The sequence below is a fragment of the Neisseria sp. P0004.S004 genome (assembly GCF_051963335.1).
Taxonomy (GTDB): Bacteria; Pseudomonadota; Gammaproteobacteria; order Burkholderiales; family Neisseriaceae; genus Neisseria.
The window spans coordinates 242,729-259,951 of record NZ_JBQCUK010000001.1 but is presented as its reverse complement, the minus strand read 5'-3'; the positions used below and the strand labels follow the sequence as shown (position 1 = coordinate 259,951).

Below are 17,223 nucleotides of genomic sequence, written 5' to 3'. Positions count from 1 at the left end.
TTTTAAGATAAGACAAAGGTTATTCTAAACAAGCCAATTGTTTTTTCAGACACTCAGCCTGTAATGCCTTGTCACCTTTAGCTTCGGCTATTTCAGCTGCCAGTTTCCAATATGCTGCTGTGTCTTGTAGAGAGAGACTGTCAAAATAACGTTGTGCTGCCTGATGGTTTTTCAGACGGCATAAAGCAGTTGTATAAAGATACATCGTTTCCGGTGAGGCTTGTGCAAAATCAGCCAATATTTTGGTGACAGACTCCCAATCTTGGTTTTGGGCAAGTTTTTCAGCTTCATACAAGGCCAAAGACGGATTCTCGGGATATTTTTGGCGCAGTTGAGCCAATAGATATCTTTCACCGTCAGTGTTACCGGCAGCGTACATTTTTTTCAGATAATCGACTGTTAAATCTTCAGGAATTAAGAGCAGATTTTCTTCAAAGGCACGGTTAAGCTGGGTAAATAGTTTTTCAGAATCACCGCGTAATTTTGCCAGTCTTGCAATGGCGATACGGCAACTTGGATCATTTTGAGTATGTTTTTCAAAAGCAACCAAATACTGATGCGCGCCTTGTAAGTTACCAAGTTTCATGCAGAGGTAAGAAGCCAACAGCTCGGGTTTGAGATAGCCTTTTTGGCGATCGTCCAAGCTATCAATATACGTTTTCAGTAAAGCCAATGCTACAAAATAATTCTGCTCCGATAGCTTTTGTGCTACGGTCAACAAAGGTTGATATGAATCGGGTAAGTCTGTACCTATCCGGGCAAACAGTTTTTCAGACGGCCTTTTTGCTTGGTGAAACGAGGCTGCAAGTAATGCGACAAGTAAATCATTTTGCGTTCCTATATGCTCGTTTTCAGCAAAAAATTCCGCCCCTTTAACGGCATTACCGATATATAAGTCCATTTTCGCATACCAGTAACCTGCGGTATCGGGATAATCAGGTAACAGGTTTTGCAAAGTATCAAACTGGTTGCTCTCAAATAAAGCGTTCAGATAACGATGGCGATAATCAGCTGTTTCTTCCGCATTCAGACGGCCTGTATCAAGCAGAGTTTGGATACGGCTTGCAGCCAAGTCCCATACCTGATGATTTTCTGCTTGCTCAATCATATTGATTAAAATCGGCAGATTGTCAGCGGTTTCGGCATGGTCAAGAGCAGTAATAGCTTGATACACACGTTCGCAGTTGCCACCTTCCTGGAAGGGGAAAGTATCGCGGATGCGAGCAAGATATTCGGGTTTGGCATGTCCTGATTTTAAAATGCTTTCTAATTCAGTCAGCGTTTCATGCTGATTGATGGTAATAGGGCCAAATCCGTCAGTTTCGTAAGAGAAATAGCCTTTTTGATAGGTGTGCGTACCTGAAAAGAAGGCTTCTTTATCAAATTGATAGTAAATAATTGCCTTATTCAGATAGGCCATGTCAAATGCTACTGATGAGTAGTCGGTAATCAATACGGCACAACGTCCGAAAAGATACTGGATACTTTCAGTTTCACGCAGTCCACTCCAGATTTTTATATAGGTAGGGACATTCATTACTTCCAAATAGGGCTCGATATTTGGGTGTGGTGCAAAAATTACTTCGTAGCCGTAGGTTTCTGCCATTTCCTTCAGGCGCTGGTCGTGAAGCAGAGCCTGCCAGTAACGGGCATAGTCAGTTTCCATAAAAGCGCTGTTGAGCGTACGAGTATTGCTACCTGTACCGATATTTTGACCGACAATGTTATTGCGCCAAGTTGGCATAATCAGGATCTTGCGACTGTCGGGCTTATTTTTTGATAGTAAGGAGTCGTAGCGTGGAAATCCAGTTAGTGCTACTTCTTTTTCGGTCAGCTTGTAGGTATTGAAGTCAGCCTTAATCGAGCGACTTTCTGGCTCAGTAGTGGTAATGAAACAGTGTAGGTTTTGTTTGCTATTTGTCCATGCAGAAAGATTGTCTTTGGTTACTCCGTGCTGAAGAAAGACAAATTTTTTGCTGTGTTCGTATAAATCCCCAAAATAATTGTTGATGTGTTTTTCCAAATGACTGGAAATGATTTTTTCAGCTTTACGCAAATGTCGTTCATATTCACTACCGCCGAATTCTACAAGTTTGAAGCCTTCTTGTTCGAGACGGTTCCAGTCTGGGGCAGTTTTGTTAAGTACGAAATAGCAAGTTTGTTCAGGGTGGTTCTGCATCATATAACGATAAAAATGCTCGGCGTTGTCATCGGCTTTGGTTTCCCTGTCCATCAAGAGCCAACTGCCGTCTGAAAGGTATTTTTCAGACGGCGTAAATAAACCGGTAAGTTCATTTAATGCGATGCCGTGCATAAAGGTTTTACCTTTAATCGAAATTCGCATTGCTTTTTTGTTGAGTAGGATATTAATTTTGGCGTTGTCTGCAACGTCACCATAGGGAATCCACAAACGTTTTTCGTAAACAAATAATTGTTCATTTAGCTTATTGACCACGCTTTTTGCATAGACAGGAATAAGATCACGCCCATCGGCTTGCACAGAATATGGCTGGTCAAAATAGGTAAAATAGCTGATAAGGAACTGTTTGCGTTCACGATCGATATTTTCGACATAGGCGATTTGGAATGGTGGCTCGCTCTGTTTGAACATTCCAAGCATACCAACTTTATGGAATAGCCATACTCCCGCCAAGCCAAATTCCATAATATTTTTTTGATCAATATAATTAAAAACCTGCTGCATTAGATCATAAAAATGTGATTTTTGTTTAGTATTTAACAAATCTAGACGTTCAGGTCTATTAAGCAATTGTTGGATATACCAAGCCATATCATATAATGCGGTTTTTTGTATTGAGGAGGGTACATGCCCTAAGCGGTTTTTATAGTTTTGAAGCATAGGCAAGAAGCCATACTCAAAAACATTAGAAAACTTTTCTACTTTTTGCCAAGAAGTATCTAAAGTGGATGTGCCACTTTCACGTTTGCGATAGAAATAGACGGCATCTCTGTCAAACACAGCTTTTGCGTCCTGCAAATCTAATAAATAGTCTGCAATAAATTTGCCATCTTCAAAGTTTGGCTTAACATTGTGGTTAAACACCAAATTCTGTTTTTTAATATGGCTGACTCTGAAAAAGGTTGAGGCAGCAGACATATTGATAAATTTATCGAGCTTAGCAACATCAATAACGTGGGTTTTGTTAAAACGGAATCTTAGAGGATGACTGTCTTTAATGATATTTTGATTTTCAAAGAAAAACTTCATGTTAGTAGCTACAGTTACCGCCGACGGATGTTGGCTAATTTGAGTATCTACTGATTTGAAGTAGTCAGGGTGAAGATAATCGTCAGGGTCAGTAAATACTACCCATTCAGTTTGTGTATGTTGCAAACCCAGATTGCGTGCCGAGGCCTGGCCGCCATTTTCTTTGTAAAAATAATGGATATTTTGGGGAAACTTGGCTTGCCATCGTTTGATGATTTCTGCCGAATGGTCGGTTGATCCATCATCTACTAGAATGATTTGAATGTGTTTTTTGAAATTCAAGCTTTGTTTGACGATACTGTCAAAGTATTCATCAAGGTATTTTTCGACGTTATAAACGGCCGAAACGATTGTAAATTGATTATTACCTTCGTATTTTAAGGGAAGGTATTTTTTGAGTTTCATTACGCGTTTGGCGTACATGTCGCGGAAAAAGAGTTTAGGGTCTCGTAAGAGCTTCCGAAATTTTTTATTGTTCATTTTTTTGACCTTTTATTTTTATTTGGTTTTGAAGTAATTTTCCAGCATTTGAATCAGTTTGTCCTGGTAGTTTTCAATCTGTTGCTGGCTGTGAAAATCGTTGGCACAAAAAGAGTGTGGCTGCCGCCCATTTTTTTTATTTTCTAAGAGCTTGATATATTGTGCAGGCGCTTTGTTGGAGCGGATATTAAAATAATAACATATTTCATTACCTACTGTAGATTTCCTGTTTAAAAACATCAGCCAAGGTACGAGGAAGGTGGCAAGATTGAGATCGTGGTTAGAACGGAAACGGTTGGATAAAAAGGCTTCAATCTCAGTACGGTAGTGCTGCCAAGCAAATTGAAAGCTGCTTTTATGCAGTGGGATATAGGTGTGTACTAACGGACGGTCGATGCGGCAGTCGTAGTGCTGTTGTAATAGTGCGATACAGTTTTTTGAGGCGGAAAGAGTGGGTGTATCGGTTCCTCTTTCGGACATTTGTTTTAGGCTCTTGTCTGCAATAAAAAGTGAGGCAATGCCGTTGGCGTGAAAGAAGTGTTCCTTCGGTAATGGACGGGCAACAAATACATCATCGTTAAAATAGATGAAGTGTTCATTTAGATTGGGAATGTTGTGCAGGTGTGCTTCGATTACATGCGAATTGAAGGTGGGCAGGTATTGCGGGTCAATGATTTGACTGTGATCTATTATGCTGACGTTGGGATAGTCGACAGGATTGAGCCAATCGGGGCGTTGGTTGTCGGTAATGATGTAGATATGGTTAACCCACGGCAGGAAGGTACGCACGCTGTGAAGTGAATAGTAAAGTTCGTTGTGGTTGCTGAAACGGGCTTCGTCATTATTGTGGAGTGCGTCTTGTTCGGCAGTAGGGCTATGTTGGCGGCGGCGTTGCTGCCATTTGGGATCTTGATTATTTACCCATGTGAAAACGACATCAACTTTAATAGGGGTAAGGTTGATACTATTTTCAAGTTCGGCTAAATACAGGGTGTTGTCGATAATGACCGGTTCGTCAGACTCTGTTGTACGCTGTTCGGCGTTGCGGACAGGGTATCTTTTGTTGAGATAGTCGCGGAAGAATACACCTGGTTGTCGAATCAGTTTTTTAAGTTTCCTCATGACGGTATTCGCTGTAATGTGATGTTTTTTGATACTTATGTCAGGTTTTCAGACGGCCTAATATTTCATCAGGTGTTATAATGGTCGTGCTTAATTAAAAGTATAGTGAGATTTAATCGATGTTGAAAGCAGAATGTCTTACCCGCAGGGGCATGTTATTGTTGTGTGTCAGCCTGTTAGCCGCATGCTCTTCTCTTCCTAATTCCGGCCCAAGTACACGAAATGTTGTTGCTTTGGGGCAACAGCCGGCTACAGCCGAAGTGCCGGAGGTGGAATTAATTGATGTGAATGGCGCGGTGGCTCAGTCACTATATCAAGCGCAAGTTAATCAGTCATTTGCTCAGTTGGGCGATGGTACATCATCAATAGGGGCTATCAATATAGGTGATGTACTGGATATTACGATTTGGGAAGCTCCTCCGGCTGTGTTGTTCGGTGGGGCTTTGTCGTCTACCGGTTCGGGTAATGCGCAGCAAACGAAGCTGCCTGAACAGATGGTCAGCTCTTCAGGTACGATTTCTGTGCCGTTTATCGGCGATGTGTCTGTCCTCGGTAAAACACCGGTTCAGGTGCAAAATATTATCAAAAGCCGTCTGAAAAAAATGGCGAACCAGCCGCAGGTAATGGTGCGCATGGTGCAAAATAATGCGGCGAATGTATCGGTTATCCGCGCGGGTAACAGTGTGCGTATGCCTTTGACGGCTGCAGGCGAGCGTGTGTTGGATGCGGTGGCTGCGGTGGGCGGTTCGACTGCGAATGTTCAGGATACGAACGTACAGCTGACACGTGGCAATGTTGTCAGAACGATTGCTTTGGAAGATTTGGTGGCGCATCCGCGTCAAAACATTCTGTTGCGTCGCGGTGATGTGGTCACAATGATTACTAATCCGAGCACATTTACTTCTATGGGTGCGGTCGGTCATACGCAGCAGATTGGTTTCTCTGTGAAGGGCTTGTCTTTGGCTGAGGCTGTGGGACGTATGGGCGGTTTGCAGGATTATCGTGCAGATGCGCGTGGCGTATTTGTATTCCGCTATGCGCCTTTGTCCGAGCTGCCCCCTGAGAAGCAATCCAAATGGGCTGAAAAGGGTTATGGCGATCGTGCGGAGATTCCTGTGGTCTACCGTTTGAACCTGGCAGATGCGAATTCTATGTTTTGGATGCAGCGTTTCCCTGTGAAGGATAAGGACGTGGTGTACGTATCGAATGCGCCGATGGCTGAAGTACGCAAGTTCTTGTCATTTGTGTTCTCGCCTGTGGTTAGCGGTGCGAACAGTATTAATAATTTAGTGAATTAATGGGGAAAATAATGTCTGAGCAAGTTTCTGCAAATGTGGATGTGAAACCGGAACAACCGGCTCCCGAAAAGAAAAAAGCCAAGAAGTCTTGGTTGCGTAAGATTAATCCGTTGCTTTTGGTAACGGTTGTCGTGCCGACTTTGTGTTCCGGTGTGTATTACGGACTATTTGCTTCTGATCAGTTCACATCCCAGTCCAGCTTTGTGGTGCGTTCTCCTAAGAGCCAATCGTCTTTGAACGGCTTGGGCGCTATTTTGCAGGGGTCTGGTTTCTCTCGTGCGCAAGACGATATTTATACCGTGCAGGAATATATGCAGTCGCGTTCGGCTTTGGACGCGTTGCGTAAGAAAATGCCCGTTCGTGATTTTTATGAAAAAGAAGGCGACATCTTCAGCCGTTTTAATGGTTTTGGCCTGCGTGGCGAGGATGAGGCCTTTTATCAATACTACCGCGATAAGGTAGCCATCCATTTTGACTCTGTCTCAGGCATTTCCAATTTGAGCGTTACATCGTTCAATGCCGGTGAATCTCAAAAGATCAATGATGCTTTGCTCAAACAGGGTGAGGTATTGATCAACCAGCTGAACGAGCGTGCCCGTCAGGACACGATTCGTTATGCTCAGGAAGTGGTCAATTCGGCTGAAGAGAAAGTTAAAGAAGCTTCGGCTCAATTGACGAAATTCCGTGTGTCCAACGGTATTTTCGACTTGAAGGCGCAATCTGATGTGCAAATGGGTTTGGTATCCAAATTGCAGGACGAGTTGATTGTCATTCAAACCCAGCTTGACCAGGTAAAAGCCGTTACTCCTGAAAACCCGCAAATTCCGGGTCTGATTGCGCGTGAGAAGAGCTTGCGTAAAGAAATTTCGCAACAAATGAAAGCGATTTCCGGCGGCGGCGAGGGTTCGTTGTCCAATCAAGCGGCGGAATATCAACGAGTTTATCTGGAAAACGAATTGGCCGAGAAACAATTGGCTGCGGCGATGACTTCTTTGGAAAGTGCAAAAGCGGAAGCGGATCGTCAGCAGCTGTATTTGGAAGTGATTTCCCAACCGAACAAACCTGACTTGGCGCATGAGCCAAACCGTCTTTACAACATCGTGGCAACGTTTGTCATCGGTTTGATTGTCTATGGCATTGCCGTGTTGCTGTCTGCAAGTATCCGTGAGCATAAAAACTGATGAAAGAGCTACATAAAACATCGTTTTTGGAGTCGCTGCTTATCCAAAAAAGGGTAATCGGCGCACTCTTAATGCGTGAAATTATTACTCGCTACGGTCGTAATAACATTGGTTTTTTGTGGTTGTTTGTCGAACCTTTGCTGCTGACTTTGGTTATGGTGTTGATGTGGAAATTTTTCCGCATGCACAACGTGTCAGCTTTGAATATCGTGGCATTCACGCTGACAGGCTATCCGATGATGATGATGTGGCGTAATGCTTCCAATCGTGCTATCGGTTCGATTTCGGCCAACACAAGCCTGCTGTATCACCGAAATGTACGCGTTTTGGATACCATTTTTGCGCGTATGTTGTTGGAGATTGCCGGCGCCACCATTGCGCAGGTCGTGATTATGTTCGCATTGGTCATCATTGGTTGGATTGATGTACCGGCAGATATTTTCTATATGTTGTTGGCTTGGCTTTTGATGGCAATGTTTGCCGTTGGATTGGGGCTGGTCATCTGTTCGGTCGCGTTTCACTTTGAGCCGTTTGGTAAGGTTTGGAGTACCATCAGTTTTGTGATGATGCCTTTGTCCGGCGTGTTTTTCTTCGTGCACAACCTGCCTCAGCAGTTGCAACATTATGTGCTGATGATTCCGATGGTGCATGGTACAGAAATGTTCCGTGCCGGATATTTTGGTGACAGCGTCACGACTTACGAAAATCCTTGGTATATTTTGTTGTGTAACTTGGTTTTGCTGCTGCTTGGTTTGGCGATGGTGGCGAGATTCAGCAAAGGGGTTGAGCCGCAATGATTTCAGTTGAACACGTTTCCAAACGGTATCTGACCCGCCAAGGTTGGCGGACAGTCTTGCACGATATCAACTTCAAAATGGAGAAGGGCGAGAAAATCGGTATTCTCGGCCGTAACGGTGCAGGTAAATCGACGCTCATCCGTTTGATCAGTGGCGTTGAGCCGCCGACTACGGGCGAAATCAAGCGTACGATGAGTATTTCTTGGCCTTTGGCATTCTCCGGTGCGTTCCAAGGCAGTCTGACCGGTATGGACAATTTGCGTTTCATCTGCCGGATTTACAATGTCGATATCGATTATGTGAAGAACTTTACCGAAGAGTTTTCCGAGCTGGGTCAATATCTTTATGAGCCGGTCAAGCGTTATTCTTCAGGTATGAAGGCACGTTTGGCATTTGCTTTGTCGTTGGCGGTAGAGTTTGACTGCTATCTGATTGACGAAGTGATTGCAGTTGGCGACTCGCGCTTTGCCGATAAATGTAAGTACGAGTTGTTTGAAAAGCGCAAAGACCGTTCTATCATCTTGGTGTCGCACAGCCACAGCGCCATGAAGCAATATTGCGATAATGCGATGGTGCTGGAAAAAGGGCATATGTACCAGTTTGAAGATATGGACAAAGCCTACGAATATTATAATTCGCTGCCTTAAAGCGATTGTTTTTAAATCAGGCCGTCTGAAATTTCAGACGGCCTGTCCGTTGGAATTCTATTGATGAACATTACTCAAATTCTTTCCCAAGAACTCTCCGCTACCGCCGCGCAAATCACCGCCGCCGTCGAGCTTTTGGACGACGGCGCGACTGTGCCGTTTATCGCCCGCTACCGCAAGGAGGCCACGGGCGGGCTGGATGATACGCAGTTGCGCCAGCTTGCCGAGCGGCTGCAATATCTGCGCGAGTTGGAAGAGCGTAAGGCTGTTGTGTTAAAAAGCATTGAAGAGCAAGGCAAACTTTCAGACGACCTCAAAGCGCAAATCGAAGCCGCCGACAACAAAACCGCGCTGGAAGACCTGTATCTGCCCTACAAACCCAAACGCCGCACCAAAGCGCAAATCGCGCGCGAACACGGGTTGCAACCGCTGGCGGACGCGCTGCTTGCCGAGCAGCCGCAGGACGTGGAAGCCACCGCACAAGGCTACCTGAACGAAAACGTCCCCGACACCAAAGCCGCACTGGACGGCGCGCGCGCGATTCTGATGGAACAGTTTGCCGAAGATGCGGAACTCATCGGCACGCTGCGCGATAAGTTGTGGAACGAAGCCGAAATCCACGCGCAAGTCGTTGAAGGCAAGGAAACCGAAGGCGAAAAATTCAGTGATTATTTCGACCATCGCGAACCTATTCGCACCATGCCCAGCCACCGCGCGCTGGCGGTATTACGCGGCCGCAACGAAGGCGTGTTGAACATCGCGCTCAAATACCAGCCCGACGACACGCCGATTACGCAGCAAAGCGAATACGAACAACTCATCGCCCGCCGCTTCAAGGTTTCAGACGACCACAAATGGCTGCGCGACACCGTGCGCCTGACTTGGCGCGCGAAAATCTTTTTGTCGCTGGAACTGGAAGCCTTAGGTCGTCTGAAAGAAGCCGCCGACACCGACGCGATTACCGTGTTCGCCCGAAATCTCAAAGACTTGCTGCTCGCCGCGCCCGCCGGACGGCTGACTACTTTGGGTCTCGACCCCGGCTACCGTAACGGCGTGAAATGCGCCGTGGTGGACGACACGGGCAAGCTACTGGATACCGTCATCGTCTATTTGCATCAAGAAAACAATATGTTGGCAACGTTGTCGCGCCTGATTAAACAGCACGGTGTGAAGCTCATCGCCATCGGCAACGGCACCGCCAGCCGTGAAACCGACAAAATCGCGGGCGAACTGGTGCGTGAAATGTCGAAAATGGGGCTGCATAAAATCGTCGTTTCCGAAGCTGGCGCGTCGATTTATTCCGCGTCCGAACTGGCAGCGCGCGAGTTCCCCGACTTGGACGTTTCCCTGCGCGGCGCAGTATCCATTGCCCGCAGGCTGCAAGACCCGCTTGCCGAGTTGGTCAAAATCGACCCCAAATCCATCGGCGTGGGCCAGTATCAGCACGACGTGAACCAAAGCCAGCTTGCCAAATCGTTGGACGCGGTGGTTGAAGACTGCGTGAACGCCGTCGGCGTGGACGTGAATACCGCCTCCGCCCCACTCTTGGCACGGATTTCCGGTTTGAATCAAACCCTTGCTCAAAACATTGTCGCCTACCGCGATGAAAACGGCGCGTTCGACAGCCGCAAAAAATTGCTGAAAGTACCGCGTTTGGGTGAAAAAACCTTCGAGCAGGCGGCAGGCTTTTTGCGGATTAACGGCGGCAAAGAGCCGCTGGACGCGAGCGCCGTCCACCCCGAAGCCTATCCCGTCGTCGCTAAAATGCTGGCGCAACAAGGCATTACCGCCGCCGAACTCATCGGCAACCGCGAGCGCGTGAAGCAAATCAAAGCGTCCGACTTCACCGACGAACGCTTCGGCCTGCCGACCATTTTGGACATCCTGTCCGAGCTGGAAAAACCCGGACGCGACCCGCGCGGCGAGTTTCAGACGGCCTCCTTCGCCGAAGGCATCCACGAAATCAGTGACTTGCAAGTCGGCATGATACTCGAAGGCGTGGTTTCCAACGTCGCCAACTTCGGCGCGTTCGTAGACATCGGCGTCCATCAGGACGGCCTGGTGCACATCTCAGCCCTGTCCAATAAATTCGTCCAAGACCCGCGCGAAGTGGTGAAAGCCGGCGACGTGGTAAAAGTGAAAGTGCTGGAAGTCGACGCCGCACGCAAACGCATCGCGCTGACCATGCGTTTGGATGACGAACCGGGCGGCGCAGCCAAAGGCAACAGGCTGTCTGAAACCCGACATCAAGAACGCCGTGACCGCAAACCCCAACGCAACGACTGCGCCCCGACCAATTCGGCAATGGCAGATGCGTTTGCGAAGTTGAAGCGGTAAGGTAGAAAACCAATTAAAGGTCGTCTGAAAAGTGATGTTCAGACGGCCTTTATCGTATGGGGCGAATTAGATAATTGATGGAGTGGAGATAGTGATGCGTCTATTGAATGTTACCGATACATTTTGTAGTAGGCACATGCAAACAAGCGTATAGTTCCAAATATTACAAACTCATCATCACAACCTTAGGAGTTCAAACCATGAAACCTGTTTTGTTTGCCGCGCTGATTTCCTGTTTCTCCGTTGCGGCCTATGCAGCTTGTACCGACAGCCAGCAGCAGTGCGTGATTTATAAAAACGGTAATGTTGCGACAGAAGGCGGCTGTACAGTCAATAAGTGTCAGAATGCTGATGCGCAAGTGTTGAAATGGAAGCTGAAAAACGATAAAGGCGTAACCGTTGAAATCGGTAAAAACGGTAAGGTTTTGGTGAATAAGAAACCGGGTGCGAAAGCGAACAACAGTAATGCGTCAGGCATGGGTTTGACATGCTATGCCGCCGATGCGGACAAACGTGAACAATTCTGCTCGACCAATTATTGATTGGATTGTTGCTTTGATTAAAGGCCGTCTGAAAAGTGTTTCAGACGGCCTTGATGTTTATCCTTCCGATATTTTTTCATTGAAGAAGTCGATAAAGCTGCGCACTTTCGCGCTGAGAAAGGCCCTGTCGACATAGGTGGCGTTCAGTTGGTCTGTCCAGATGGTGTAATCGGGCAGGAGTTGGACCAATGTGCCGTCCTTCAATTCCTGCTGAACTGCCCAAAGGGGCTGATAGCCTATGCCTGCTCCTGCTTTAATCAGCTCGCGTATCATCAGTGTGTTGTCGCTGCGGATAACCGGGGAGAGATGGAGAATGGCTTTTTCTCCGGTAATGCGGTGGGTAATCTCCCAGTTTTGTTGACTGGTATAGGAAGGCAGGATGGCTTGATGCTGCATGACGGCTTCGGGCGTATCGGGTGTGCCGTGTCGGGCCAGATAGTCGGGAGCGGCAAGCAGGACGAACTCGATTTTGGCCAGCGGTTTGACGATCAGCGAAGGGGAGGGGGTTTTGGAAACGCGTAAGGCGAGGTCGAAACCTTCGGCAATGAGGTCGATATGGCGGTTGTCGAGGACGAGGTCAAGCGTGACTTTGGGATAACGCTGGCGGTATTCTGCTAGCCATGCGCTCATATTGCCGCCTGCAAACCATAGGGGCATGGTAACGCGCAACATACCTTGCGGCGTGTCGGTACCGCCTGCCGCTTTTTGGGCAGCGGTGTCCAAGGTATCCAGCGCGTAGCTGCACTGGCGGTAGTATTCTTCGCCTGCTTCGGTCAGGTGGAGGTTGCGGCTGTTGCGGTGTAAGAGCTTGGCTTGAATGGTGTTTTCCAGATGGCTGACGTGTTTGCTGGCCATGGCGGTGGAGATGTCGAGCTGATCGGCAGCACGGGTAAAACTGCCGCTTTGAACCACTTGGCGGAAAACTTTTAGGCTAAATAGGGTATCCATGATTTCTTATTAGGAAACGTTGTATCAATAATTCGAGTATATATCTCTTACTGGGAATTATCTATACTGCACTTATTGAAATTGCTCCCTACCTCTTCAGGTAGCCATTAAAATAAGGATTATTAAGATGTCAGCCCTCAAATCATTCCAACCTGTTGTATTGTCTGTCTTGCGTATTGTTACGGCGTATTTGTTTTTGCTGCATGGTACGGCCAAGTTTTTCAGTTTTCCGATGTCTATGGGCGGTGCGCCCGAAGGCTTGATGCTGGTGGCCGGTGTTTTGGAAATTGTCGGCGGTATCTTATTGATATTGGGCCTGTTTACGCGTCCGGCCGCGTTTATTTTGTCAGGTCAGATGGCAGCCGCCTACTTTATGGCGCACGCGTCTTCTGGTAATGTTTTGTTCCCATTGGCTAACCATGGTGAATCTGCCGTTTTGTTCTGCTTCGTGTTTTTGTACCTGGCAGTAGCCGGCGGTGGAGTGTGGGCTTTGGATAACGTTTTTGGTAAAGATAAAGATTAATTTAAGGAAAAGATCATGACTTATTCTGTTTTGCAACAAGCTGCTGAAACCCGTCGTTCTATCTATGCATTGAACAACACCCTGCCTCTGTCCAATGAGGAAGTAACCAAAATCATCGAACACGCCGTTTTGCATACGCCGTCTTCTTTTAATTCGCAATCTGCCCGAGTGGTCGTATTGTTTGGCGAAGAACATACCAAAGTGTGGCATTTTGTCGAAGAAGCTTTGCGTGCGGTTGTCCCTGCCGAGCAGTTTGAAGCCACTGCACAAAAACTGAACTTGTTTAAAGCAGGCGCGGCGACAGTTTTGTTCTTTGAAGATCAAGATGTTGTCAAAGGCTTGCAAGAGCAGTTCCCATCTTATGCGGCCAATTTCCCGATCTGGGCGGATCAGGCAAATGCCATGGTTCAATATGCCGTGTGGACAACATTGGCGGCTGCCGGTATCGGCGCCAATCTGCAACACTACAATCCGCTGCCTGATGCGGCCATCGCCAAAGAATGGAACCTGCCGGAAAGCTGGTTATTGCGTGCGCAAATGGTGATTGGCGGTATCGCGGCTCCAGCCGGTGAAAAAACCTTCCAACCAATCGAAGGCCGTCTGAAAGTATTCGGCGCATAAATGAAATGATGTTTTAAATAAAGGGTGTTTTTTGAAATACCAAAATTAAAAAGGCCGTCTGAAAACAGTTTCAGACGGCCTTTTATCTATGCCATGAAATCAACCGCGGCGCCAAGTTGTACCGCCGGCGTTGTCTTCCAGAATGATTTTGTGTTCGTTCAGAAGGTCGCGGATGCGGTCGGATTCCGCCCAGTTTTTATCCGCGCGCGCCTGTTTGCGGCGGGCGATTAAGTCTTCGATTTCTTCGTTGGAGAGGCCGTCTGAAACCGCGCCGCCTTGCAGAAACTCAATCGGATCGCGTTGCAGCAGACCGATGATGCCGCCCAAGGCTTTCAGGCAGCCCGCGAGGTGCGCATCATTGGTTTTGTTTACTTCGCCTGCCAGTTCGAATAACACGGCAATGGCTTCGACCGTACCGAAATCGTCGTTCATGGCGGCGTAGAAGCGGCGAGTGTAGTCGTTGGCGTTTTCAGATAAATCAAACTCAGCCGCTGGTGTGTTTTTCAAGGTGGTGTACAGACGGGTCAGTGCGCCTTTTGCGTCGTCCAGATGCGCGTCGGAGTAGTTCAGCGGGCTGCGGTAGTGGGCGCGCAGGATGAAGAAGCGCACGACTTCGGGGTCGTATTGTTTCAACACTTCGCGGATGGTGAAAAAGTTGCCCAGCGATTTGGACATTTTTTCGCCGTCCACGCGGATGAAGCCGTTGTGCAGCCAGTATTTGACGTGGCTGGCAATACTTTGCCCGTGGTGGGTTTGCGCGTGGTCATGGCCGCAGGTATGCCCTGTCGCGCCGACACTTTGGGCGATTTCGTTTTCGTGGTGCGGGAATTGCAAATCCGCGCCGCCGCCGTGGATGTCGAAAGTATCGCCGAACAGGTTTTCACTCATGGCAGAGCATTCAATATGCCAACCCGGACGGCCATTGCCCCACGGGCTTTCCCATGCCGGCTCACCTGCTTTGGCTGCTTTCCACAACACAAAATCAAGCGGATCACGTTTGAAACCATCCACTTCCACACGCTCGCCTGCGCGCAGGTCGTCCAACGATTTACCTGATAATTGTCCGTAAGCGGCAAACTCGCGCACGGCATAGTAAACGTCGCCGTTAGCGGCAGGATATGCCTTGCCGTTTTGAATCAGGGTTTCAATCATGGCAATCATTTGCAGAATGTTTTCCGTCGCCTTCGGCTCGATGTCGGGACGCAACACACCCAAAGCATCGGCATCTTCGTGCATAGCCTGAATGAAACGCGCAGTCAGATCGCCGATGGTTTCGCCGTTTTCAGCCGCACGGGCGATGATTTTGTCGTCGATGTCGGTAATATTGCGCACATAAGTGAGCGGATAACCGCACTCGCGCAACCAACGGGCAATCATGTCAAACACAACCATCACACGGGCATGGCCTAAGTGACAGTAGTCGTAAACGGTCATACCGCAAACGTACATACGTACGTTTTTAGGGTCGATGGGGGTGAAGGGTTCTTTTTGACGGGTAAGGGTGTTGTAGATGGTGGTCATGGTGTTTGGTATTGGATAAAAAAGTTATGCATTAGGGCATTAGAAGTATGCTTTATTGAAATGGGAAAAACAGATAATTTATTGTTTCTTTGTTGGTAATGTGATTTTTTCAGTCGGCACATTATGCTTTTGTGCATATTCGCACGCAATAGCATGTGATTTTTTTTTCAATGATAATGGTAGTTTAGATTCTGTTAGCGTAGAGTTACCTCTGAGTAAAGGTTGCTCATATTGCGTAGCTAATCCTCCTAAAGAGGTTAGCTGTGGTTGTTGGCAATCTTTGATAATCATATGGGAAGATAAAGAATGGATTTTTCCTCCCTTATTAAAATGCGTAATAACTATTCCACTTAAATAAACAACTGTTTTATTGTTTGGTAGAGTGAGTACGGATTTTTCTAGGCTTTCCGAGAGTAAATATGCAGGTAGATTGTCATGTGTATCAATCAGTATCCAGTTTTTGGGTGTTACAAAAGTATCGCCGTTGGCTTGATATGAATTTGTTTGTGAGATAGTTGAGCAAGCAGCTAATAAAGTTATCGGAATAAAAATAGAAATTTTGTTTAACATAGTTTTCCTTTGTTAAATGGCTTGGGCTGTTATACCTCATTAAGTAATCTTTTTGTATCTTACGATACGGTTGATATGTTTTCAGACGGCCTTTCTATCCAACAGGCCGTCTGAAAACATTTATTCTGCTTTAAACACGCTCATATCCGTTTTAGGTTGCTGCTCGACAATTTCGGCTTTTGCGGCTGCCTGCTCCGCTTCGGCTTTCTCCGCTTCGATGCGTTTTTTCTCGGTCAGGTATTGGTTGATTTGGTGTACCAATTCCTGCGTGCCTTGGTGGGTCAGGGCACTGATTTGGAAGAGGCGCGGGGTTTCCATGTCGAATTGGAAGCGGTCGTCTGGTTTGGGGTAATCCCAGCCGATGGCTTCGAGGAAGGCGGCGGTACGCGCTTGGGCTTCTTCTTCGTCGAGCATGTCGAGTTTGTTCAGCACCAGCCAGCGCGGTTTGTCGTAGAGTTCTTCGTCGTATTTGCGCAGTTCGTTGATAATAGCGAGGGCTTCTTCGGCGGGATTGACGGTTTCGTCGAAGGGGGCCAAATCAACAACGTGCAGCAGCAGGCCGGTGCGCGATAGGTGTTTGAGGAAGCGGTGGCCGAGGCCTGCGCCTTCTGCCGCGCCTTCAATCAGGCCGGGGATGTCTGCCATGACGAAGCTGTGGTTTTCGTCGATGCGCACGACGCCTAAGTTCGGATGCAGGGTGGTGAAGGGGTAGTTGGCGATTTTGGGACGTGCGGCGGATACGGCGGTAATCAGGGTGGATTTTCCGGCGTTGGGCATGCCTAACAAGCCGACATCGGCGAGGACTTTAAGCTCAAGTTGCAGGGAACGGGTTTCGCCTTCTTCGCCGGGCGTGGATTGTTTGGGCGCGCGGTTGACGGATGATTTGAAGTGGATATTGCCCAAGCCGCCTTTGCCGCCTTTGGCGAGGCAGACGCGCTGGCCGTGGTGAGTGAGGTCGGCGACGATTTCGTCAGTGTCGAGGTCGCGGATGAGGGTGCCGACGGGCATTTTGAGGACAATGTCGTCCGCCCCTGCGCCGTAGCGGTCGGAGCCGTGGCCTTTTTCGCCGTTTTTGGCTTGGTAGCGTTTGACGAAGCGGTATTCGACGAGGGTGTTGGTGTTTTCGTCGGCCTCTGCCCAGACGCTACCGCCTTTGCCGCCGTCGCCGCCGTCAGGGCCGCCGCGGGGTACGAATTTTTCGCGGCGGAAACTGGTTGCGCCATTACCGCCTTTGCCTGCGGCGACTTCGATTTTTGCTTCGTCGATAAATTTCATGGTGTTCTCTTATGGGTATTCGATTGTTTCAGACGGCCTTTGTTAATAGAGGAGCTTGGTGTCTGAACGGATAAAATGTTGCTTATTATAAAGGATATTTCGGTTTTAGGCCGTCTGAAATATGGTTTCAGA

The 17,223-nt window shown here is 47.8% G+C and carries 14 protein-coding genes; 8 read left to right on the top strand and 6 right to left on the bottom strand.

All coding sequences use genetic code 11. The annotated features are described in order from the left end of the window. Positions 1-19: 19 nt before the first annotated feature. Positions 20-3,709, bottom strand: a complete 3,690-nt coding sequence (locus ACTHRY_RS01285) for a CDP-glycerol glycerophosphotransferase family protein (protein WP_049323618.1) — start codon at positions 3,707-3,709, stop codon at positions 20-22. Between the two features lie 18 nt (positions 3,710-3,727). Beyond that, positions 3,728-4,831 (bottom strand): stealth family protein, encoded by a 1,104-nt coding sequence (locus ACTHRY_RS01280; protein ID WP_049323616.1) that lies wholly within the window; start codon positions 4,829-4,831, stop codon positions 3,728-3,730. 119 nt (positions 4,832-4,950) lie between these two features. Between ACTHRY_RS01280 and ACTHRY_RS01275 the strand changes: the two genes are divergently transcribed. From ACTHRY_RS01275 to ACTHRY_RS01250, 6 genes are all read left to right on the top strand, one after another. Next, the gene (locus ACTHRY_RS01275; protein ID WP_049323615.1) at positions 4,951-6,129 is read left to right on the top strand and encodes a polysaccharide biosynthesis/export family protein; all 1,179 of its coding nucleotides are present in this window, start codon (positions 4,951-4,953) and stop codon (positions 6,127-6,129) included. Positions 6,130-6,140: 11 nt separating this feature from the next. Beyond that, positions 6,141-7,310: a capsule biosynthesis protein gene (locus ACTHRY_RS01270; RefSeq protein ID WP_049323613.1), complete on the top strand. Its 1,170-nt coding sequence runs from the start codon at positions 6,141-6,143 to the stop codon at positions 7,308-7,310. Further along, positions 7,310-8,107 carry an ABC transporter permease gene (locus ACTHRY_RS01265; protein WP_049323612.1) on the top strand — a complete coding sequence of 266 codons (798 nt, stop codon included), beginning with the start codon at positions 7,310-7,312 and terminating at the stop codon, positions 8,105-8,107. The genes ACTHRY_RS01270 and ACTHRY_RS01265 overlap by 1 nt, the downstream gene beginning before the upstream one ends. Beyond that, positions 8,104-8,754, top strand: coding sequence for an ABC transporter ATP-binding protein (locus ACTHRY_RS01260; RefSeq protein WP_003747991.1), 651 nt, complete (start codon positions 8,104-8,106; stop codon positions 8,752-8,754). Before ACTHRY_RS01265 ends, ACTHRY_RS01260 begins: the two co-directional genes overlap by 4 nt. Positions 8,755-8,817: 63 nt before the next feature. Further along, complete coding sequence (locus ACTHRY_RS01255) at positions 8,818-11,091, top strand: Tex family protein (RefSeq protein ID WP_049323611.1); 2,274 nt, start codon at positions 8,818-8,820, stop codon at positions 11,089-11,091. A gap of 200 nt (positions 11,092-11,291) precedes the next feature. After that, positions 11,292-11,633, top strand: coding sequence for a hypothetical protein (locus ACTHRY_RS01250; RefSeq protein ID WP_049323610.1), 342 nt, complete (start codon positions 11,292-11,294; stop codon positions 11,631-11,633). A 57-nt stretch (positions 11,634-11,690) separates the two neighbouring features. Here the strand turns inward: ACTHRY_RS01250 and ACTHRY_RS01245 are convergent, their stop codons facing one another. Then, the gene (locus ACTHRY_RS01245) at positions 11,691-12,581 is read right to left on the bottom strand and encodes a LysR family transcriptional regulator (protein ID WP_049323609.1); all 891 of its coding nucleotides are present in this window, start codon (positions 12,579-12,581) and stop codon (positions 11,691-11,693) included. 127 nt (positions 12,582-12,708) lie between these two features. On the opposite strand from ACTHRY_RS01245, the gene ACTHRY_RS01240 reads away from it, so the two are divergent. After that, positions 12,709-13,104: a DoxX family protein gene (locus ACTHRY_RS01240; RefSeq protein ID WP_049323608.1), complete on the top strand. Its 396-nt coding sequence runs from the start codon at positions 12,709-12,711 to the stop codon at positions 13,102-13,104. A 15-nt stretch (positions 13,105-13,119) separates the two neighbouring features. Next, positions 13,120-13,725: a nitroreductase family protein gene (locus ACTHRY_RS01235; RefSeq protein ID WP_049323607.1), complete on the top strand. Its 606-nt coding sequence runs from the start codon at positions 13,120-13,122 to the stop codon at positions 13,723-13,725. A 99-nt stretch (positions 13,726-13,824) separates the two neighbouring features. Here ACTHRY_RS01235 and cysS read toward each other — a convergent pair whose 3' ends face one another. The 3 genes from cysS to obgE form a co-directional block, all read right to left on the bottom strand. Continuing rightward, on the bottom strand, positions 13,825-15,246 hold the full coding sequence (gene cysS, locus ACTHRY_RS01230) for a cysteine--tRNA ligase (protein WP_049323606.1): 1,422 nt from the start codon (positions 15,244-15,246) through the stop codon (positions 13,825-13,827). A gap of 78 nt (positions 15,247-15,324) precedes the next feature. Beyond that, positions 15,325-15,816: a hypothetical protein gene (locus ACTHRY_RS01225; protein WP_049323604.1), complete on the bottom strand. Its 492-nt coding sequence runs from the start codon at positions 15,814-15,816 to the stop codon at positions 15,325-15,327. A gap of 120 nt (positions 15,817-15,936) precedes the next feature. Continuing rightward, a complete protein-coding gene (obgE, locus tag ACTHRY_RS01220) occupies positions 15,937-17,091 on the bottom strand; it encodes a GTPase ObgE (protein WP_049323600.1) in 1,155 nt (384 codons plus the stop codon). Positions 17,092-17,223 lie beyond the last annotated feature (132 nt).

Bases quoted from the DNA above. Each gene is read 5' to 3' on its own strand.
- ACTHRY_RS01270 (WP_049323613.1), top strand. From the start codon at position 6,141: ATGTCTGAGCAAGTTTCTGCAAATGTGGATGTGAAACCGGAACAACCG.
- ACTHRY_RS01255 (WP_049323611.1), top strand. From the start codon at position 8,818: ATGAACATTACTCAAATTCTTTCCCAAGAACTCTCCGCTACCGCCGCG.
- ACTHRY_RS01225 (WP_049323604.1), bottom strand. From the start codon at position 15,816: ATGTTAAACAAAATTTCTATTTTTATTCCGATAACTTTATTAGCTGCT.
- ACTHRY_RS01245 (WP_049323609.1), bottom strand. From the start codon at position 12,581: ATGGATACCCTATTTAGCCTAAAAGTTTTCCGCCAAGTGGTTCAAAGC.
- ACTHRY_RS01280 (WP_049323616.1), bottom strand. From the start codon at position 4,831: ATGAGGAAACTTAAAAAACTGATTCGACAACCAGGTGTATTCTTCCGC.
- ACTHRY_RS01240 (WP_049323608.1), top strand. From the start codon at position 12,709: ATGTCAGCCCTCAAATCATTCCAACCTGTTGTATTGTCTGTCTTGCGT.
- ACTHRY_RS01250 (WP_049323610.1), top strand. From the start codon at position 11,292: ATGAAACCTGTTTTGTTTGCCGCGCTGATTTCCTGTTTCTCCGTTGCG.
- ACTHRY_RS01235 (WP_049323607.1), top strand. From the start codon at position 13,120: ATGACTTATTCTGTTTTGCAACAAGCTGCTGAAACCCGTCGTTCTATC.
- ACTHRY_RS01275 (WP_049323615.1), top strand. From the start codon at position 4,951: ATGTTGAAAGCAGAATGTCTTACCCGCAGGGGCATGTTATTGTTGTGT.
- cysS (WP_049323606.1), bottom strand. From the start codon at position 15,246: ATGACCACCATCTACAACACCCTTACCCGTCAAAAAGAACCCTTCACC.
- ACTHRY_RS01265 (WP_049323612.1), top strand. From the start codon at position 7,310: ATGAAAGAGCTACATAAAACATCGTTTTTGGAGTCGCTGCTTATCCAA.
- obgE (WP_049323600.1), bottom strand. From the start codon at position 17,091: ATGAAATTTATCGACGAAGCAAAAATCGAAGTCGCCGCAGGCAAAGGC.
- ACTHRY_RS01260 (WP_003747991.1), top strand. From the start codon at position 8,104: ATGATTTCAGTTGAACACGTTTCCAAACGGTATCTGACCCGCCAAGGT.
- ACTHRY_RS01285 (WP_049323618.1), bottom strand. From the start codon at position 3,709: ATGAACAATAAAAAATTTCGGAAGCTCTTACGAGACCCTAAACTCTTT.